The organism is Psychroflexus tropicus DSM 15496 (assembly GCF_000378765.1).
GTDB classification, from domain to species: domain Bacteria; phylum Bacteroidota; class Bacteroidia; order Flavobacteriales; family Flavobacteriaceae; genus Psychroflexus; species Psychroflexus tropicus.
Map to the genome: position 1 here is coordinate 337,077 of NZ_KB905343.1, position 20,374 is coordinate 357,450.

Consider the following 20,374-nt stretch of genomic DNA (forward strand, 5'->3'; position numbering starts at 1 on the left):
TTTAATTAATAACTTAAGGAAATAATTTAAGAACTACTCTCTACTGTATTATCTTCTTTTTCTTCATTATTTTCTGAATCACCTGTGTTACCATTTTCTTTAGATTTAGCCTTTTTTCCTTGATATGCATTAATCATTTCAGGCTTTTTAAAAGGCCTTTCACCAAAAATCTCCACAAGATTATCCTTAAAGATGACTTCTTTTTCTAGTAGCAATTCAGCTAATTCAGTTAATTTATCCTTATTCTCTTCAAGAATTTTAATTGCTCTTTGATACTGTTCTTCAATTATTTTTGAAATTTCTTCGTCTATCAATTCTGAGGTCTTATCACTATAGGGTTTAGTGAAATTATATTCAGACTGACCAGAAGAATCATAATAAGTCAAATTACCAATTTTATCATTCAAGCCATAAATAGTTACAATGGCTTTGGCCTGTTTTGTAACTTTCTCTAAATCACTTAGCGCACCAGTAGAAATTTTACCAAAAATGACTTTTTCTGCAGCTCGCCCACCCATAGTTGCGCACATTTCATCCAGAATTTGCTCAGTTCTTACAATTTGACGTTCTTCCGGTAAATACCAAGCAGCTCCGAGAGATTGACCCCTCGGTACTATGGTAACCTTTACAAGTGGCGCCGCATATTCCAACATCCAGCTCACAGTAGCATGACCTGCTTCATGAAAAGCAATAGCTTTTTTCTCTTCCACAGACATGATTTTATTTTTCTTTTCAAGTCCTCCAACAATTCTATCAACTGCATCTAAGAAGTCTTGCTTACCCACTGCTTTGCTATCATTTCTCGCTGCTATTAATGCCGCTTCATTACATAAGTTGGCAATATCCGCACCAGAAAATCCAGGTGTTTGTTTAGCTAAAAATGAAGTATCTAGTTCGTCAGCTACCTTTTTGAGAGGTTTTAAGTGAACTTCAAATATTTCTTCTCTTTCCCTTACATCAGGTAAATCCACATAAATTTGTCTATCAAATCTACCAGCCCTCATCAAAGCTTTGTCGAGAACATCAGCTCGGTTGGTAGCTGCAATCACAATCACATTTGTATTTGTTCCAAAACCATCCATCTCAGTAAGAAGTTGGTTGAGAGTGTTTTCTCGCTCGTCATTGGATCCAGACATATTTCCTTTACCTCTAGATCGACCAATAGCGTCTATTTCATCAATGAAAATGATGGAAGGAGATTTTTCCTTGGCTTGTTTAAACAAGTCTCTTACTCTGGATGCACCAACTCCTACAAACATTTCAACAAAATCAGATCCCGACAGAGAAAAGAAAGGAACTCCAGCTTCACCTGCTACAGCCTTAGCTAATAATGTTTTACCTGTTCCTGGAGGACCTACTAGTAATGCTCCTTTTGGAATTTTACCTCCTAAGTTGGTATATTTATCTGGATGTTTCAAGAAATCTACTATTTCCTGAACTTCATCTTTAGCTCCTTCTAATCCAGCAACGTCTTTAAAGGATGTTTTTATGTCTTTTTTCTCATCAAAAAGCTTAGCCTTGGATTTTCCTATATTGAAGATTTGACCTCCAGGTCCACCGCCACCGCCTTTACTCATTCTCCTCATGATAAAAATCCAAATACCTACAATTAGGATAATTGGGAGTAAGCCGATTAAAATTTCACTAAAATAATTAGACCTAGTTTCATAGTAAACGCTAGTCGAAATATTTTGCTCTTTTTTAATCTTATCTATGGTGTTTTCAAAATTTTGTAAATCACCAAATTCGAAAGAATAATCTGGACTTCCAGATGAGGCAAAGACCTGGTCTTTATTGGTGCCTTTGTGTTCTGGTTTGGATTTTGCTTCGGTAGTAAGGAATATCTCTGCAACACGCGAATTTTTAATGATATTCACTTTTTCTACATCTCCGTTTCTAAGAAATTTTTCAAATTGTGCAGGACTTGTTTTTTCTGGATCACTAAAACCACTTCCGCCAAAAAATTGTACTCCTAAAAATATTGCAATGATACCAATGTAAATCCAGTAAGAATTAAATTTAGGTTTCTTAGGATCTTTATTAGTATTTTTTTTCTGTGCTGATTTATTAGCCATTCTCTTTATCTCTTAATTTAGTAATTCGACTCGATAGAGGTTATTTTAGCATCACCCCACAAACTTTCTATATCGTAATACTCTCTTGTTTGGTTTTGAAAGATGTGTACCACTACATCAACGTAGTCCATAAGCACCCATTGAGAATTTTCAAGTCCTTCTACGTGCCATGGTTTATCTTGCAGTGCTTTACTTACGCTCTTTCTAACTGAGCTTTCTATAGCATCAACCTGTGTATTTGAATTTCCGGAACATACAATAAAATAATCACAAACGGTATTGTCTATCTCTCTTAAATCTATAATATCAATTTGATTCCCTTTTACTTCTTCAATACCTTGAATTATATGTGTAATAAGTTTATCTACTTGCTCTTTTTTTGTACTCATTAAAAATTTTAATTTTAACGCAAAAATAGGTTATTAATCCCTTTTTTTGCGCCAGTTAACAAAAGATTATTCGATATCTAATCATTATATGATAGTAGTCAAAGTTGATGCCATAAGTTCTACTAATGCATTTTTAAAAGAATATATTAAAACTCATTCTGAGAAAAAAATGTACTGTATAAGTGCCTTTCACCAAACCACTGGTAAAGGCCAAAGAGGCACGATCTGGTCTACCGAAGCTGGAAAAAACTTAACATTTAGCGTGTATCTCCCTGGCATTCGTAACATACACCAAAACACATTTAAGTTGAGTGCGCTTGTTGCTTTAGCACTTACAAAAGTGCTAGAAAGGCATGACATTCCTAAACTTTCCATTAAATGGCCAAACGACATCCTGTCACGTCAATATAAAATAGGAGGGATTCTTATTGAAAATATGATGACCCAAAATAAAGATGGAGCCAGTATAATAGGAATTGGATTAAATGTAAATCAAACCTACTTTCCTGAGGTTCCTAAAGCATCATCTTTAAAATCAATTATGAATGCAAGCTTTAATTTAGATGAACTGCTAAATGAAATTTTAATAGAAATGGAAAGTATTCCAAATCAATTTAATACATTGAGCTACTCCGATGTGATTAAAGACTACTATAAGCGACTTTTCAAATACAAGGCTGTAAGCATGTTTCAATTTCCAAATGGTCAATTACTTCAAGGACTTCTGAGGGGTGTCGATGAGTATGGCAAATTGATAGTAGAATTTGATAATGACCGTGTAGCGAATTTTGATATCAAAGAAATCAAGATGATTTACTAAAAGCATGAATATAGGGAATGGATTCTAAAATGTATATCCAATTCTTAAGTCAAAGAAATCGGCAACATGTCCATGAGCTTTTAGATTGACTCCTGCAAACAGGTGTTTTGTAAAATTATAGGTAATCCCATAGCGTTGATAAATATCGTTTCTCACGTTAAAGTCTTTATAGTAGTAAATTCCAAACTGCTGACTAAAAGTCACCTTTCCAAGCCAAAACTCATGACCCAAGAGTCCTGCAGCCTGAATAAAATTGTTATCTAATCCATTAAGCCGAATATTTTCACGTCTGGCGTAGTCCAGAATTAATTCTGTACCCAAAGACAGGGCACTTCTTTTACCAATCCATCTACTATATTGTCCTGACACTCCAAAAACGTAAAAGGTTTCCTGTTGTTCAAGATCAATATCATTCCAGCTTGAAAAATAAGCTAAACTTATCCTGGACTTTGTTTCAGGAGGCTGCCGGTTTTCTATTTTTTGGAAATCTGGATACTCTACAGCTTCAAGGCTTTTGTTCAGACTCAAGTTGAGTGAAGGAAAATTCAAACCTTTATTGGGCGACTTTACTCCTCCGTTGGAAGTGTGATTGTATTTTATGAGCATACCAACATCCAATTGCTCTGTAAGCCGGTAATTTAAACCCATCCCAACCATAATTGCAAAGCTTAGGTCGGTACTATAGGAAAGATTATCGGGATTGTTCTCCACGTCATAAGGATTGCTTAGGTAGGCTCCACCTAATCCAGCTCTGAATTTTAAATTAAGCCTTTTGTGAGTCCTGAAGTAAGGTTCTACAAAGCCCATTGCAAGTAAACCATTGCCAAGTATCTCAGGATTATCCCAACGCCAGAAAGCGATTTCAGCTCCGACTTTAGGAATACAATTACAAAACTCCCAGGCACTTTTAGATAGCAGCATCTTACCCCATTCTAAACCTATACCAATAGGAAAGGCATCATCAAAAGCTCTGAGATTCTCGGAGTGTTTTAAAATATAACCATAATCAAAATTAACTCCAAGACTTGTTTTGGTGTTCTTAGGCTCTACCTGAGCCAAAGAGTTAAAACTAAGTAATGAAATGATTACTGCACAAATAAGTTTTTTCATAATTATCATAATCTAAGCATAAATATAAGGTTAAGATTCTTAGATATTGCTAAGCCATTATAATTATACATATCGTCATGCTTAGCCCTAAATTCGAAGTTGAAAAATTAATACAGAAAAAAATAAAACTATTTTATAAATTATAATTGAAATGTGTATATTTGCAATTCCAAAATTTTAAGTCAACAGTAAATAATTAATCATTATATGTTAGTAGTTAAAGTAAAAGATGGTGAGAAAATTGAAAGAGCTCTAAAACGTTTAAAGCGTAAGTTTAGAGATACTAAAGTTCTTCAAACCCTTCGTGACAAAAAACAATTCACGAAAAAATCTGTCGAAAAAAGACAAAATCTTAAAAAAGCACAATACATCCAGTCCTTGAGAGAGAAGGATAACATGTAATTAGATTTTTTTATTTTATATATAACCCTGTGATGAATTATCACAGGGTATTTTTGTTTATGGATGTATCTCAAAGTCGACCACATAGCCTTCACTATTTCTAATATTGAAGACGATGTCGTTTTCAAATATTAAATATTGACCTTTAATCCCTTTTAGCTTTCCTTTATAGGTGTTATTTTTTTCAAGGTTGAGACTTTTGAGCTTTTTGGGGTAGTCGATCACCGGGAAATTGATTTGGTATTCTTCGCTTGATGCTAAATAATAATCTGAAGCTTCGTCCGGTATAAATTCTTTCAGCTTTTCTCGTTCCTGGACCAGGTTTTTATCTTCAATCTCATTTTTAAGCATGGTTCTCCAATTGGTTTTGTCTGCCACGTGTTTTTTTAAAGCTACTTCAGTAATCCCAGCTAAATAGCGATTTGGAGTTTCTAAAATGGCAATAGCCTCATGAGCACCTTGATCGATCCACCGGGTTGGAATCTGACTTTTTCGGGTAACTCCCACTTTTATGTTACTAGAGTTAGCCAGGTAAACGATATGGGGTTGTAATTGTACTTTTTTCTCATACTCTAAATCCCGGTCTTCTTCATCTAGATGCGCCTTACTCTGTTCGGGATGCATGATCCAATCTCCTGCATTTGGAATCTCCTGAAAACAATCATAACAAAACCCCTGTCTAAATATCTTTTTATTTTTTTTACAATTCAGGCACTGGTACTCTACAAAATAAAAAGCTATTTCCCTATCTAGGAGCTGATTAAGATGGACTACATCGTTCTCAAATTCTAAAAAATAATCGACCTCTTCGTTATTCTCTGTTTTCATTTTCCTTAAGACTCCTCTATATTGCATTTTTTATTATGTTTGATAAATTCAAAACCTACTACCTGTAATAGGCTTTCAAATTTAAAGTTGTTAAAAGATGCCCATACCAATTGTTAATTCAATAGCCTCTTGGATTCTTAAAAAAAGGATTCATCACATGGAATTGTTTAAAAAACATCCAAATGAGGTTCAAAATGAATTATTGATGGACTTATTATCTAAAGCCCAAAATACGGAAATTGGTAAAATTTATGGCTTTAGTGAAATAAAAAATTACGATACTTTTTCAGTACGTGTCCCTGTTCAATCTTACGAGGATCTGGAAGCTACCTTTGAAAGATGCAGACAGGGGGAATCCAACATCATATGGCCCAATCCAATTTCAATGTTTGCTAAATCCAGTGGGACCACAAGTTCCAAAAGTAAATTTATTCCTGTGAGTCAGGAAGCTTTAGAAGATTGTCATTACGCAGCTAGTAAGGACTTATTATGTATTTATCTCAATAATAATCCGGATTCGAAATTATTTACGGGTAAAAGCTTAAGACTGGGTGGGAGTAAGGAAATATATCAAGATAAAGGGACGTCTTATGGAGACTTGTCTGCTTTGCTTATTTATAATATGCCGTTCTGGGCAAGTTTTAGCAGCACGCCAGGCAATGAGGTCTCATTGATGAGTGATTGGGAAACTAAAATGCAGGCGATTGTAGATGAAACCATCAAAGAAAAAGTAACGAGTTTGGCAGGAGTTCCTTCCTGGATGCTTGTGCTTTTAAACGATGTCCTAAAAACCACTGGTAAGTCTTCTATCTCAGAAGTTTGGCCAGATCTTGAGGTTTATTTTCATGGCGGCGTAAGTTTCGAACCTTACAGAAATCAATATCAAGAGCTCATTCCTTCAAAAAAGATGAAGTATTATGAAATCTACAATGCTTCGGAGGGTTTCTTTGCCGTTCAAGATCAAAATGATTCTAATGATTTATTGTTGATGCTGGATTATGGAATTTTCTTTGAATTTATTCCCATGTCCACTTATGGATCAGCCCAGGAAAAAGTGATAAGCCTGGCTCAAGTTGAAATTGGGAAAAACTACGCTATTGTTATCACCACAAACTCAGGCTTATGGAGGTATAAAATAGGAGACACGGTTAGATTTACCTCTTTAAATCCTTACCGAATAAGAGTCACAGGTAGAACAAAACATCACATCAATGCCTTTGGTGAAGAATTAATCATCGAAAATGCGGAAACAGCCATAAAGAAAACTGCAAGCGAGCTAAACTGTGAGGTGATGGAGTATACGGCAGCTCCTGTATTTATGGAAGGATCACAAAAAGGAGCTCACGAGTGGATGCTTGAGTTCAAAACCCCACCAGCTGATCTAGCTGAATTTCAAAAACGTCTAGATTTAAACCTTCAGGCCATCAATAGTGACTACGAAGCCAAGCGCTATAATAATATGACTTTAGATCTCTTAAAAATTCATCAGGCTAAACCCAACTTATTTCAATGTTGGTTAAAAACACATAACAAATTGGGAGGGCAACATAAAATTCCTAGATTGTCTAATAACAGGCAACACTTAGAGGAATTGTTGGCTCTTAATAAAAATTGAGTTTATCTTTGTGGGTTGAAAATTTTCTGTAATGATCAATACCAAAAAACAAGCTATTTATACTGCTTTTATTATCATAGGTGCTATTATGATTATCTATGATTTAACGGGGAAAAACGAAAATGTTTATCTTAAAGTTGGTGGCCTTGTGGTGTTGATGTTAGGTTTATATAACTCTACCAAACAATGGGCAAGTGATAATCCTAAAGACGACGATAATTCCACCTCCGATGAGCAGTAAGTCTTTTGAAATAGGGGATAAGGTTGAGCTTTTAGACGACGATGTCTCGGGTCATGTCACCTTAGTGGAAAGGGATGGTATAACTTTTGAAACTTCGGACGGTTTTGAAATGAAAGTGCCCTCAAACCTGCTTGTCAAGATCAAAGGAAATCTTGATATTGATTTCCAGGATGATAATTTGCTTCAGAAAGTAAATTCAGATCTCAACCCTAAAAGAAAAGGACCTTCACCAAAGCCCAAGCGCCAACAGCCTGCCATGGAAGTAGACCTGCATATTCACAATCTGGTCGATAAAACCTCGCATCTGAGCAATTATGAAATGCTCAATCTACAGTTGGAGCACAGCAGGCGAAAAATAGATTTTGCCATTGAGAAACGTATTAAGCGTATTGTGTTTATTCACGGCGTAGGGCAGGGGGTACTAAAAGCTGAACTCCAAACGCTTTTTAGACGCTACGACCAGATAGAAAGTTATGATGCCGATTATCAAAAATATGGTTTAGGGGCTACTGAAATTTATATTTACGATAGCTAATTCTCCTTCATTTGTTTAAAACCCAATTTGATTCTTTGTAAACTAGATTAAATCTTAAATTTGCAAAAAAATAAATTTATGGAAAACGGATTATATGCTCATTTTAATACGGCAAAAGGAAAAATCACAGTTAAACTAACTCACGATAAAACTCCTGGAACGGTTGGCAACTTTGTTGGACTCGCAGAAGGGAAAATTCAAAATTCAGCTAAAGATCTTGGTACTCCATATTACGACGGTCTTGTGTTTCACAGAGTGATCGATAATTTTATGATTCAAGGTGGGGATCCTCAAGGTAATGGAACAGGTGGGCCTGGCTATCAGTTTGATGATGAAATTCATCCTGAATTGAAACATAATCAATCTGGAGTTTTATCTATGGCTAATGCTGGCCCTGGCACTAACGGGAGTCAATTTTTCATCACGCATGAACCAACACCTTGGCTGGATGGCAAGCATACTGTATTTGGTTATGTAGTTCAAGGACAAGACGTTGTCGATAGCATCAAGATGAAAGATGATTTAAATTCAGTAGAAATAGAGCGTGTTGGTGAAGAGGCTAAAGCCTTTGATGCAGTGAAAAGTTTTGAAAAATTTAATGCTTCCAAAGCTGAAAGAGAAGCTGAGCTCAAAGCGGAAGCTGCAAGAAAGTTGGATGAAATTTCAAAAAGTTATAAGGAAACTGAAAGCGGTTTGCGCTATCAAATCATCAACAAAGGTTCTGGGGCGAAACCAAAGAAAGGCCAAACCGTGAGTGTTCATTACAAGGGAAGCTTGGAGGATGGTACTGTGTTCGATTCATCTTACAAGAGAAAACAACCTATCGAATTTCCTGTAGGCGCTGGTCATGTTATTGAAGGCTGGGATGAAGGACTGTTATTATTGAATCAAGGGACTAAAGCACAATTTGTCATTCCTCCACACTTAGCTTACGGTGATAGAGAAGTGGGTGGAGTGATTCCAGCGAATTCGATTTTAATTTTTGACTTGGAATTGGTGGATATCAAGTAACATATTTCAAAATCTTAGAAAATTTAGACCTCACAGTCCCTAATGCATAAGGGACTGTGAGGTCTAATTTTATAGAGTTTTTCTTAGCAATCACTCATGTTTACTTTAATAGCTAGGCCGCCTTCTGAGGTCTCTTTATACTTCGACGTCATGTCCTGTGCAGTATCCCACATTGTAGCAATGACTTTATCTAAAGGGACTTTAGCCTTGGTAGCATCAGATTCCATAGCGATTTCAGCAGCGTTAATAGCTTTGATGGCTCCCATGGCGTTGCGTTCTATACAGGGGATTTGAACCAGACCTGCAATAGGGTCGCAGGTCATGCCCAGGTGGTGTTCCATAGCAATTTCACTGGCCATAAGAACCTGCTCTGGTGTACCTCCCATAAGTTCAGTGAGTGCACCGGCAGCCATCGCTGAGGATACTCCGATTTCTGCCTGACAGCCACCCATTGCCGCAGAGATGGTCGCTCCTTTTTTGAAAAGACTACCTATTTCTCCAGCTACCAGCATAAAGCGCTTTAAATCCTCAAATGTAGCCGCATGGTTTTCAATTACCATATAATACATCATCACTGCGGGGAGGGTTCCAGAACTCCCATTGGTAGGAGCAGTCACTACTCGACCAAGTGAAGCATTGACTTCATTAACAGATATAGCAAAACAGCTCACCCATTGTAAAATCTGTCTAAACTTGACCTCTTTTGTCCTTATGGTTTCCAACCATTCTTGAGGAGTTGTGTAAGTTTCAAATTTGTCTTCTAAGAGTTTTTTGTTCATCTTGGCAGCTCTTCGGCTTACATTAAGACCACCAGGAAGGATACCCTCGGTATGACAGCCAATATACATGGATTCCAGCATGGTTTCCCAGACCTTCTTTAAGCCAGAATCGATTTCAATTTCATCCCTTAAGGACAATTCATTTTCCAGCACAATTTCAGAAATTATTTTTTGCTCCCTTTTACAGTGCTCTACCAACTCTAAGGCTGAATTGATCTGAAACGGAAAACTCTTGAATTCTTCTTGTTTTTGCTTCGCATTTTCACGCTCTTCCTTTACGACAAAGCCTCCCCCAATAGAATAGAATGTCGATTCTACCGTCTCTCCGCTATTTAAATATCCCAGGTAAGTGATGCCGTTGGGATGAAATTCTTTAAAGTCTTTTTTGAAAACCACATCCTTATCAAAATCAAAAGGGATGAATCTTGAATCATCGAAATTGAGGCGACCTTCATTTTTAACTCGATCTATTTCAATATCGATATGACTGATGTCCATTGTGACAGGGTCATGACCACAAAGCCCTAAAATAGCTGCGATATCTGTGGCATGTCCTTTCCCCGTTAAGGATAAAGAACCATATAAAAGAATTTCGATTTTCTCGATACTATCTATAAGCTTATCCTCTTTTAGCTCATCAATCCAGCGTTGAGAAGCTCGCCAGGGTCCGAGTGTATGAGAACTCGAGGGACCCACGCCAATTTTCAACATATCAAATACGCTAATACATTCAATTTTTTTCATTCGATTCAAGCTTTATTTAAGGAATTACAAATATTCAAGTTTTTTTCGAGATTATATTCATAATGCTTCAAAATACTAAGTTATAATCCTAAGGTTTGAAGTGACAGTATGTCATACCTTTTGTCATGGCATAAAGATTGACTTTTGTATAGCAAATACAAATATTAAGAACGAAAACTAATAATTATGAGTAAGATTATAGGTATAGATTTAGGAACAACCAACTCTTGCGTTTCTGTGATGGAAGGTAATGAGCCAACAGTAATTCCTAATGCTGAAGGTAAGAGAACAACTCCATCTGTAATTGCCTTTGTTGAAGGAGGGGAAATTAAAGTTGGAGATCCTGCAAAACGACAAGCAGTAACCAATCCAGAAAAAACGATTTCTTCCATTAAAAGATTTATGGGTAACAAATTTTCTGAATCTACTAAAGAAGTAGACAGAGTTCCTTATAAAGTAGTAAAGGGAGAGAACGATACTGCGAGAGTAGATGTAGATGGAAGAATGTATACTCCACAAGAGCTATCTGCTATGGTACTACAAAAAATGAAAAAAACGGCCGAAGATTACTTAGGTCAAGAAGTGTCCGAAGCTGTGATAACCGTTCCCGCTTACTTCAACGATTCTCAAAGACAAGCGACTAAAGAAGCTGGAGAGATTGCAGGTTTAAAAGTCAGTAGAATTATTAATGAACCTACTGCTGCTGCACTTGCTTACGGACTCGACAAAAAGGATAAAGACCAAAAAATTGCTGTATTTGACTTTGGTGGTGGTACACATGATGTTTCTATTTTAGAACTAGGAGACGGCGTATTTGAAGTACTTGCAACCGATGGTGATACACACCTTGGTGGTGATGATGTAGATGAGGTTATTATTGACTGGTTAGCTGAAGAATTCATCAAAGATGAAGATATTGATCTTAGAAAAGATGCGATGGCACTTCAAAGATTGAAAGAAGCTGCAGAGAAAGCTAAAATCGAATTATCATCTTCAAATTCTACTGAAATTAATCTACCATATGTTACGGCTACCCAAAGTGGACCAAAGCACTTGGTAAGAACATTCTCAAGATCTAAATTTGAGCAACTCATTTCAGACCTTGTTAAAAGAACGATTACGCCTTGCGAAAAAGCATTAAAAGCTGCTGGACTTAATACAAGCGATATCGATGAGGTTATTCTTGTTGGTGGTTCTACTCGTATTCCAGCAGTACAGAAAGCAGTAGAAGACTTCTTTGGTAAAAAACCAAGTAAAGGTGTAAATCCTGATGAAGTAGTCGCCATTGGAGCAGGTATCCAAGGAGGTGTATTGACTGGAGATGTAAAGGATGTATTATTACTAGATGTAACTCCTCTTTCTTTAGGTATTGAAACTATGGGAGGCGTAATGACCAAGTTGATTGAAGCCAATACAACTATTCCTTCTAAAAAATCTCAGGTATTTTCTACAGCTCAAGATAATCAGCCAAGTGTAGAAATACATGTGTTGCAAGGTGAACGTCCTATGGCCACTGATAACAAAACAATTGGTAGATTTCACTTAGACGGTATCCCTCCAGCAAAAAGAGGTGTACCACAAATTGAAGTGACTTTCGATATTGATGCCAATGGTATTATAAAAGTAAGTGCTACAGATAAAGCAACTGGAAAATCACAGGACATCAGAATTGAAGCTTCATCTGGTTTAACAGAAGAAGAAATCGAAAAAATGAAGCAGGAAGCTGAAGCAAATGCTGAGGCAGACAAAAAAGCGAAGGAAAAAGTAGATAAGCTGAACGAGGCAGATGCTATGATTTTCCAAACTGAGAGTCAAATGAAGGAATTTGGTGACAAGATTTCTGAAGATAAGAAAAAGCCAATTGAAGAGGCGCTAGAAGAATTGAAAGCGGCTTACGAAACTAAAGAATTGGAGAAAATTACTCCAGCTTTAGATAAGTTAAATGAGGCATGGAAAACCGTATCCGAAGAAATGTACAAAGCTCAGGCAGAAGCCCAGCAAGGAGGTGGAGCTCAAGATCCAGGACAGAATGCGGGCAGTTCTAATAGTAATGATGATAGCGATGTTGAAGACGTAGACTTCGAGGAAGTAAAGTAAGCATCAGTTAAGTTAAATTTTAAACCGCTCTCAAGAGAGAGCGGTTTTTTTTGTCTTATGTTGACAAAAAATAATCTCACAGATCAATTCACTCTTCATAATACCAAGACTTAAACCTCTCTAGGTTAATGATTTTTAATTACTTTTGTTTTTATACCTGAAATTCTACTGATGAGCCAAAAATTGATTCTCAACACTAAAGAAATTGATATCATACTCCAACGTTTAGCTTGTCAACTTGTTGAAAATCATAAGAACTTCGAAAGTTCTGTTCTCATAGGAATTCAGCCCAGAGGTAGCTTTCTTGCAGATCGACTTCATAAGATATTAGAGGATGAGTATAACTTGCAAAATATCCCATACGGTAAATTAGATATTACATTTTATAGAGATGATTTTAGAAGAGGCGATAAAGTATTAAGAGCGAACGAAACAGATATAGATTTCATCGTAGAAAATAAACGAGTTGTTTTAATTGATGATGTTTTATATACCGGTAGAAGCATTCGAGCTGCTTTAACTGCCCTTCAATCATTTGGGAGACCATCCAGAATTGAATTATTAACTTTAATTGACAGGCGATTTAGTAGAGATTTGCCGATTCAACCCGATTATAATGGTAGAAAAGTTGATGCTATTAATAACGAGCACGTTAAGGTATGCTGGAAGGAAAATGATGGAGAAGATGCAATATATCTTTTGAAAAATTGAATGTATCCATGAAAGAACTTAGTGTTTCAAATTTACTAGGAATTAAATATTTAAAAGAGGAGGATCTTCACCTCATTTTTGAAACTGCAGATCAGTTTAAAGAGGTGATCAATAGACCTATCAAAAAAGTTCCAAGTTTAAGAGACATTACCATTGCTAATCTTTTTTTTGAAAACAGCACTCGTACTCGACTATCTTTTGAACTTGCTGAAAAACGTCTCAGTGCCGATGTTATAAATTTTTCCGCTGCCTCATCTTCAGTAAACAAAGGGGAGACTCTGGTAGACACTGTCAACAATATTCTAGCGATGAAAGTGGATATGGTGGTAATGCGTCATCCCAATCCAGGAGCAGGCGTGTTTTTATCTCAGCACATTGGAGCTAGTATTATTAACGCAGGAGATGGAGCCCACGAACATCCTACTCAAGCCTTGCTTGATGCTTTTTCCATTAGAGAAAAGTATGGCCAAATTGCAGGTAAAAAAATTGTGATTGTAGGTGATATTTTGCACTCTAGAGTAGCTTTAAGCAATATTTTTACTTTGAAAAAACTAGGTGCGGAGGTAAAGGTTTGCGGTCCAAATTCATTGATTCCTAGACATATTGAAAGCCTAGGTGTTAAGGTTGAACCTAACCTGATTAAAGCTTTGGAGTGGTGTGATATTGCCAATATGCTTAGAGTTCAAAACGAACGTATGGATTACACCTATTTCCCAAGTACACGAGAATATGTTCAGCAATACGGGATCAATAAATCCTTGCTAGACACACTTAGCAAACCTATTACAATAATGCATCCCGGACCTATTAATCGAGGGGTAGAAATTACCAGTGATGTAGCGGATTCCGAACATTCTATAATCCTCAATCAAGTTGAAAATGGTGTTGCCATCAGGATGGCGATCATTTATTTAATCGCATCAAAAATTAAAAATCACGAAGGTAAGCCACATCATTAGATAGCAATTTTTGAATCTGATTTTGAAATTTATAGGCTATTAAGACAAGAAACTCATAACAATGCATACTGAAAAAAAAGATAATTATATCATTCTTAGAGATCAAAAAGATGATGTCGTAGATTTTGCACAGTACCTAACGAAAATTCAAAAAAGCTTTGAAAATGAAAATGTGGTCATTGATATTCAAAAATACGGTAAACTTAATTTAGAGGAATTACTAAAATTTTTGGAACTCTCTTTTACCCATAGAAAAGGGAAAAAGTCTCTGGTCGTAGTCAATGATACAATCAATATTGACGCTGTTCCCGATGAAATTCATGTTGTCCCTACGTTGCAGGAAGCAGAAGATTTGATTGGTTTAGAAGAAATAGAGAGAGATTTGGGCTTTTGATATGATGCAACTCATGATTTTAGGCTGTCATTCGGCCACTCCCAGAGCTAATGCTCACCCTACTTCACAAATACTGGATATAAATGGCGAATTGATGCTTATTGATTGTGGGGAAGGTACGCAAGTCTTACTCAGGAAACACAAAATTAAATTTTCTAGAATACGGCATATCTTTATCTCACACCTTCATGGCGATCATTATTTTGGACTTATTGGCCTTTTATCTACTTTCAGCTTACTAAGTAGAACAGCAGAGCTTCATATTCACGGACCAAAGCAACTTGAGGATATAATCAACATCCAGCTAAAAGCTAGTCAGGCCTTCACTTCCTATCCAATAATTTATCATCACCTCACGTCCACGGATTCAGAACTTATTTTAGAAAATGACAAGTTGACTGTTGAAACAATTCCGTTATCCCATCGCGTTTACACCAATGGATTTCTCTTTAAAGCCAAGCCTGGGGACCGCAAACTGCTAATTGATAAAGTACTTGAGTATGACATTGATAAAGCCTATTATAAAAGCCTTGTGAAAGGAAAAGATGTCGTTTCCAAAACTGGTGAAGTGGTTAAAAGTGAAATGGTGACAGAAGACCCTAAAATGCCACCCAGCTATGCGTTTTGTAGCGATACTGCTTTTAAGCCTGATATAGTGCCTCAGATTGAAGGGACAACGCTTTTATATCATGAGTCAACATTTTTGCAAGATCAGGAACAATTATGTGATAAAACAAAACACTCCACTGCTTTACAGGCAGGAATTATTGCGCAAAAAGCCAAAGTAAATAAACTTGTCTTAGGTCACTTTTCTGCCAGATATAAAGATTTGTCATTATTCAAAAAGGAGGCTGAGGTTGTTTTTGATAATGTAGAAGTTGCAGAAAGCGGTAAAATCTTTAGATACGAATAATCTCAAACTTTTATAAATTCAGTTGCGCTTAAGTCTTTAATTTTCTAATTTGCTTAAATGGAAAATAAGTTACACGATTACAGAAAATCTTATGAAAAGTCGAGCCTCATACGTGAAAATTTAGACGACAACCCATTTCAACAATTTAGATCATGGTTTCATGATGTTGAAAAATATGGTGGAGTTGATGAGGCCAATGCTATGACAGTCTCTACCATTGGTAGTGACGGCTTCCCAAAAAGCAGAATAGTTCTTTTAAAATCATACGATGAGAATGGATTTGTCTTCTACACCAATTATGACAGTGAAAAAGGAAAAGCTCTTTTAGATAATCCTAAAACCTGCCTGTCTTTCTTTTGGCCTAATACAGAGCGACAGGTAATCATTAAAGGAACTGCAAAAATGGTCGATGAAAATGTCTCTGATAACTATTTTGCTTCCAGGCCAAAGGGTAGTCAGCTTGGAGCGTTAGTTTCCAACCAAAGCAGTGTTATCAAAAATCGACAAGTACTGGAAGATGAATTATCATCTTTAGAAAACAAATACGAAAACCGGGAAGTTCCACGGCCTAAAAACTGGGGAGGTTTTTTAGTAAAACCAGCAACTATAGAATTTTGGCAAGGCCGACCTAACCGGCTTCACGATAGGTTTTTGTTTTCCAGAACAGAAGCAGACCTAGACTGGAAAATAGAACGTTTAGCACCTTAATATGAAACGACTCATATTTGTAAGACACGGTAAGTCTTCATGGGATTATGATGTTATAGATTTTGATCGTCCTTTAAAAAAGAGAGCATATAATGACGCAGATCATGTAATTTCTGCTTTCAAAGCTCACTTGACATTTGAAGTTATGGTATTTTCCAGTCCCGCTCAAAGAGCAAAAACTACAGCTGAATTATTTAAGAATGGATTAGAAATTTCAGATCAGCGTTTTGAAATTGTGTCAGAGCTATATACATTTAATTCTGATGAAGTTTTAAATTTTATAAAGAATCTTAATAACGAGTTTGAGAATGTGATGATTTTTGGCCATAATCCTGCTTATACCTTCCTGGTCAATATGTTAGGAAGTCTTCCTATCGACAATTTACCAACCACTGGATTAGTAAGTATTGAATTTAATGTGGACAATTGGAAGGTTTTAGAAAAAGGAAAAACACATTTATACTTGTTCCCAAAATATTTGCGCTAATGCGAGAAAATAAATACGATAACAGAGAATTAAGTTGGTTAAAGTTCAATCAAAGAGTACTGCAGGAAGCTGCAGATCCCAGTGTTCCATTAATTGAGCGCCTTAGATTCCTAGGTATTTTCTCAAATAATTTGGATGAGTTTTTCAAGGTACGCTATGCTACTGTCAAGCGTATTGATCTTGCTGGAAAAGCAGGTAAAAAGGTTTTGGGCGGTTTCAATGCAGGTCGTTTATTGAAAGAAATCACCCAGATAGTTATAAAAAAACAGGCTGAAAGCCTTGAGATTTTAGCATCTATTCAAGAAGAGCTTAAGCATCATGATATTTATATCATAGACGAAAATGAAGTAAGCTCAGAACATGCTAAATTTTTAAAAGAATTTTTTCTTCAAAAGGTCAGTCCAGCTTTAGTTACCATCATGTTAAATGATATCGACAAAGTTCCTAATCTCAAGGATTCTAAAGCTTATTTGGCTGTGAAGATGGTTCAGTTTGAAAAAGATAGACTGTCTAACCGCTACATATTGATAGAAATACCGTCGAGTGTAGAGCGATTTGTGGTTCTGCCTTCCACAGATGGGAAGAAGTACATTATGCTATTGGATGATGTGATACGACATAATTTAAGTGTGATTTTCAATATTTTCGACTATACGAGTATTTCAGCTCATATGATTAAGATTACAAGAGATGCCGAGCTAGATTTGGAAGGAGACTTAAGTAAGAGTTACATTGAAAAGTTAATGGACAGCGTCAAAGATAGAATAGAAGGAGATCCTGTTCGCTTCGTCTATGATAAGGAAATTGAGCAAGACACTTTAGATTTTCTACTAAAAAAAATGGAAATTGATTCGACTGATAGTTTAATTCCTGGGGGGAGATATCACAATAGAAGAGATTATATGAATTTTCCAGATTTAGGTGCTAAGCATCTGCTATACGAGAAAATAGAGCCATTGCCTATTCCTGGTCTGCACATTCAGGGAAGCTTATTGGATCAAATTTCAAAAAAAGACTTTCTTCAATATGTTCCTTACCAGACCTTTTCATACACAGTCAAATTTTTAAGAGAAGCTGCATTAGATCCTAAAGTGAAATCCATCAAAATTACAATCTATCGGCTTGCAGCCGTTTCACATATTGCTAGCTCACTTATAAACGCAGCAAAAAACGGTAAAAGGGTGACCGTGTCTATTGAATTACAGGCCAGATTTGATGAGGCTAATAATATCAAATACGCCGAAAAAATGGAGCGAGAAGGAGTGAAGCTTATTTTTGGAGTGACAGGCCTTAAAGTCCACTGTAAGACCTGTATTATTGAACGTTTGGAAAATCAAAAAATCAAATATTACGGATTCATCAGTACTGGTAATTTCAATGAGAATACTGCTAAAATCTATACAGACTATACCTTATTTACTTCCCATCAGGGAATTTTAAAGGATATTAATAAAGTCTTTGATTTCTTTGAAGTCAATTATAAAATAAAGCGTTACAAGCATCTTATAGTCTCTCCACATTACACTCGAGCCAAGTTTTCTGAATTAGTAGACCAAGAGATTCTAAACCATAAAGAGGGAAAGAAGTCTGGTATTTCCATTAAGATGAACAGTCTTTCAGATTATGGGATGATAGATAAACTGTACGAAGCGAGTCGAGCAGGGGTTAAGATTAGGCTTATCGTGAGAGGAATCAATTGTTTACTTCCACAAGTGAAAGGCATGAGTGATAATATCGAATCCATAAGTGTAGTCGATAAGTTTCTGGAGCACCCAAGACTCTATATCTTCCAAAATGAAGAACATCCTAAAGTATTTATTTCATCAGCAGACTGGATGACTAGAAATATAGATCATCGTGTAGAAGTGACTTGTCCAATCTATGATGAGGACATACAAGAAGAACTGATAGAAACTTTTGAAATTTGCTGGAAAGACAATGTAAAAGCGAGGGATTTTTCTGCAGCTAAGGAAAACTCCTACAGGAAAAAGTCTGGAAAGGAATTTAGGAGTCAATTTGAAACTTACACTTACTATCAGAACAAACTTATGCCTACCGAAGAAAAAAAATAGATAATGCTTACCATCAAAAAATTTGCGGCAATCGACATTGGGTCTAACGCGGTCCGTCTTCTTATCTCAACTGTGACGGAACCGGACAATAAACCAGTTACCTTTAAAAAAACATCTTTAGTCAGGGTTCCAATCAGACTTGGTCAGGATGTGTTTACAACATCCAATATTTCAGAGCAGAATACAGAGCGAATGCTGGATACTATGAAGGCATTTAAGCTGTTAATGAAATCACATAAAATTGAAGCTTACCGTGCCTGTGCTACTTCTGCTATGAGAGATGCAAATAACGGAAAAGCTATTGCTAAAAAAATAGACGAGCAGTGTGATATTGATATTGATATCATAGATGGATCTGATGAAGCCGCCATCATTGCAGCTACAGATTTACACGCTTTAGTAGACGACAATAAGACTTATTTATATGTGGATGTAGGAGGCGGGAGTACAGAGTTCACTCTTTTTTCTGAAGGAAAAACTATAGAATCTAGATCTTTTAAGCTGGGTACCGTAAGAATTTTAAATAATACAATCAGTGACGAGGTTTGGGAAGAAGCAGAGCAATGGGTAAAGGCTATCACCAAGCCATACTCAAGAATCGAGATGGTAGGCTCTGGAGGAAATATAAATAATATATTTAAATCAAGTAATAAAAAAGTAGGGAAACCTTTGTCTTACTTTTATCTAAGTTCTTATTATCAATTACTCAATTCATTGACTTACGAAGAGCGGATTACGGAGTTAAGTATGAATGAAGATAGAGCAGATGTCATTATTCCAGCGACAAAAATCTACCTCTCAGCGATGAAATGGAGCAAAGCTAAAAATGTACATGTGCCTAAAATTGGATTGGTGGATGGTATTATAAAAGCGCTTTACCATCAATCTAAACATAGTTCAGAATAGAGATTTAAAGCAGTTGTTTTATTTTTTGAAAAAGCAACCGTTTAGATTTTTCAATAGCAGTTAGACTTTTTGGTTCAATGTTCTTAGCTGGAAATTCAATATCTGGAATATCTCTTTCTGAAAATGAACAAAGTTTTTCCCAACTGTCACTTTTGGTGAAGTCAAAACTCGAAGATCTTTTGTCTGATGATTTGAATAGAATCCTTCAAGAATTTTTATTAGACTTTCTTAACTTGTAACCTGGCGTTTTTTATTTATTATTTTTTAAACTAGTTTAGTCCTTAAAGATATACCATTGCTGCTTTTCAACCAATGGTCAATATTTCTGCTAGTTCAAAAGGACTTACTTCCTAGATTTTGGTTATTAAATCTTTTAACAATCAAATGTGATGTTTCATCATGCTCAACCTTAGAAGGCATCGAAATGATCTCAACCTGATATAACATTCTTTTTTCTTAGAAATATTAGTTTTGATAAGTCTCTAATGTTTCTATCCTAGTCGTTTCCCTAAAGTAAACGCTTTTAATTTTAAAATTTGAAGGGCCTTTTGTCAAGGTGAGGTACCGATTTATTTAGC

The 20,374-nt window shown here is 36.1% G+C and carries 21 protein-coding genes; 15 read left to right on the forward strand and 6 right to left on the reverse strand.

What is annotated here, in order from left to right; genetic code table 11:
- Positions 1-26: 26 nt before the first annotated feature.
- Positions 27-2,075, reverse strand: a complete 2,049-nt coding sequence (gene ftsH / locus F598_RS0106405; RefSeq protein ID WP_019038204.1) for an ATP-dependent zinc metalloprotease FtsH — start codon at positions 2,073-2,075, stop codon at positions 27-29.
- Positions 2,076-2,092: 17 nt separating this feature from the next.
- The gene (gene rsfS, locus F598_RS0106410) at positions 2,093-2,464 is read right to left on the reverse strand and encodes a ribosome silencing factor (protein ID WP_019038205.1); all 372 of its coding nucleotides are present in this window, start codon (positions 2,462-2,464) and stop codon (positions 2,093-2,095) included.
- Positions 2,465-2,552: 88 nt separating this feature from the next.
- Between rsfS and F598_RS0106415 the strand changes: the two genes are divergently transcribed.
- Complete coding sequence (locus F598_RS0106415) at positions 2,553-3,284, forward strand: biotin--[acetyl-CoA-carboxylase] ligase (RefSeq protein WP_026302555.1); 732 nt, start codon at positions 2,553-2,555, stop codon at positions 3,282-3,284.
- Positions 3,285-3,308: 24 nt separating this feature from the next.
- On the opposite strand, the gene F598_RS0106420 is transcribed toward F598_RS0106415, so the two are convergent.
- Positions 3,309-4,394 (reverse strand): acyloxyacyl hydrolase, encoded by a 1,086-nt coding sequence (locus F598_RS0106420; protein ID WP_019038207.1) that lies wholly within the window; start codon positions 4,392-4,394, stop codon positions 3,309-3,311.
- 207 nt (positions 4,395-4,601) lie between these two features.
- Between F598_RS0106420 and rpsU the strand changes: the two genes are divergently transcribed.
- Positions 4,602-4,796, forward strand: coding sequence for a 30S ribosomal protein S21 (gene rpsU / locus F598_RS0106425; RefSeq protein WP_003436964.1), 195 nt, complete (start codon positions 4,602-4,604; stop codon positions 4,794-4,796).
- Positions 4,797-4,853: 57 nt separating this feature from the next.
- On the opposite strand, the gene F598_RS0106430 is transcribed toward rpsU, so the two are convergent.
- Positions 4,854-5,651 (reverse strand): DUF2797 domain-containing protein, encoded by a 798-nt coding sequence (locus F598_RS0106430; RefSeq protein WP_019038208.1) that lies wholly within the window; start codon positions 5,649-5,651, stop codon positions 4,854-4,856.
- Between the two features lie 70 nt (positions 5,652-5,721).
- On the opposite strand from F598_RS0106430, the gene F598_RS0106435 reads away from it, so the two are divergent.
- The 4 genes from F598_RS0106435 to F598_RS0106450 all read left to right on the forward strand — a co-directional run bounded on the left by F598_RS0106435 (position 5,722) and on the right by F598_RS0106450 (position 9,026).
- On the forward strand, positions 5,722-7,239 hold the full coding sequence (locus F598_RS0106435; RefSeq protein WP_019038209.1) for a GH3 auxin-responsive promoter family protein: 1,518 nt from the start codon (positions 5,722-5,724) through the stop codon (positions 7,237-7,239).
- 31 nt (positions 7,240-7,270) lie between these two features.
- Positions 7,271-7,480, forward strand: coding sequence for a hypothetical protein (locus F598_RS0106440; protein WP_019038210.1), 210 nt, complete (start codon positions 7,271-7,273; stop codon positions 7,478-7,480).
- Complete coding sequence (locus F598_RS0106445) at positions 7,470-8,015, forward strand: Smr/MutS family protein (RefSeq protein WP_019038211.1); 546 nt, start codon at positions 7,470-7,472, stop codon at positions 8,013-8,015. The genes F598_RS0106440 and F598_RS0106445 overlap by 11 nt, the downstream gene beginning before the upstream one ends.
- A 78-nt stretch (positions 8,016-8,093) precedes the next feature.
- Positions 8,094-9,026, forward strand: a complete 933-nt coding sequence (locus F598_RS0106450; RefSeq protein ID WP_019038212.1) for a peptidylprolyl isomerase — start codon at positions 8,094-8,096, stop codon at positions 9,024-9,026.
- An 83-nt stretch (positions 9,027-9,109) separates the two neighbouring features.
- On the opposite strand, the gene F598_RS0106455 is transcribed toward F598_RS0106450, so the two are convergent.
- A complete protein-coding gene (locus F598_RS0106455; protein ID WP_019038213.1) occupies positions 9,110-10,549 on the reverse strand; it encodes an L-serine ammonia-lyase in 1,440 nt (479 codons plus the stop codon).
- Between the two features lie 186 nt (positions 10,550-10,735).
- Between F598_RS0106455 and dnaK the strand changes: the two genes are divergently transcribed.
- From dnaK to F598_RS0106500, 9 genes are all read left to right on the forward strand, one after another.
- On the forward strand, positions 10,736-12,646 hold the full coding sequence (gene dnaK, locus F598_RS0106460; RefSeq protein ID WP_019038214.1) for a molecular chaperone DnaK: 1,911 nt from the start codon (positions 10,736-10,738) through the stop codon (positions 12,644-12,646).
- A gap of 171 nt (positions 12,647-12,817) precedes the next feature.
- Positions 12,818-13,357, forward strand: a complete 540-nt coding sequence (gene pyrR / locus F598_RS0106465; RefSeq protein ID WP_019038215.1) for a bifunctional pyr operon transcriptional regulator/uracil phosphoribosyltransferase PyrR — start codon at positions 12,818-12,820, stop codon at positions 13,355-13,357.
- Between the two features lie 8 nt (positions 13,358-13,365).
- The gene (locus F598_RS0106470; RefSeq protein WP_019038216.1) at positions 13,366-14,316 is read left to right on the forward strand and encodes an aspartate carbamoyltransferase catalytic subunit; all 951 of its coding nucleotides are present in this window, start codon (positions 13,366-13,368) and stop codon (positions 14,314-14,316) included.
- A gap of 61 nt (positions 14,317-14,377) precedes the next feature.
- Entirely contained in the window at positions 14,378-14,710 is a 333-nt protein-coding gene (locus F598_RS0106475; RefSeq protein WP_019038217.1) for a hypothetical protein, read from the forward strand.
- A gap of 4 nt (positions 14,711-14,714) precedes the next feature.
- On the forward strand, positions 14,715-15,623 hold the full coding sequence (locus F598_RS0106480) for a ribonuclease Z (RefSeq protein ID WP_019038218.1): 909 nt from the start codon (positions 14,715-14,717) through the stop codon (positions 15,621-15,623).
- Between the two features lie 57 nt (positions 15,624-15,680).
- Positions 15,681-16,331, forward strand: coding sequence for a pyridoxamine 5'-phosphate oxidase (gene pdxH, locus F598_RS0106485; protein WP_019038219.1), 651 nt, complete (start codon positions 15,681-15,683; stop codon positions 16,329-16,331).
- 1 nt (position 16,332) lies between these two features.
- Positions 16,333-16,818: a SixA phosphatase family protein gene (locus F598_RS0106490; protein ID WP_019038220.1), complete on the forward strand. Its 486-nt coding sequence runs from the start codon at positions 16,333-16,335 to the stop codon at positions 16,816-16,818.
- Complete coding sequence (gene ppk1 / locus F598_RS0106495; RefSeq protein ID WP_019038221.1) at positions 16,818-18,890, forward strand: polyphosphate kinase 1; 2,073 nt, start codon at positions 16,818-16,820, stop codon at positions 18,888-18,890. Before F598_RS0106490 ends, ppk1 begins: the two co-directional genes overlap by 1 nt.
- A gap of 3 nt (positions 18,891-18,893) precedes the next feature.
- Positions 18,894-19,796 (forward strand): Ppx/GppA phosphatase family protein, encoded by a 903-nt coding sequence (locus F598_RS0106500; RefSeq protein WP_019038222.1) that lies wholly within the window; start codon positions 18,894-18,896, stop codon positions 19,794-19,796.
- Between the two features lie 4 nt (positions 19,797-19,800).
- Here the strand turns inward: F598_RS0106500 and F598_RS15815 are convergent, their stop codons facing one another.
- The gene (locus tag F598_RS15815; protein ID WP_425413766.1) at positions 19,801-19,998 is read right to left on the reverse strand and encodes a sulfotransferase; all 198 of its coding nucleotides are present in this window, start codon (positions 19,996-19,998) and stop codon (positions 19,801-19,803) included.
- Between the last annotated feature and the right edge of the window lie 376 nt (positions 19,999-20,374).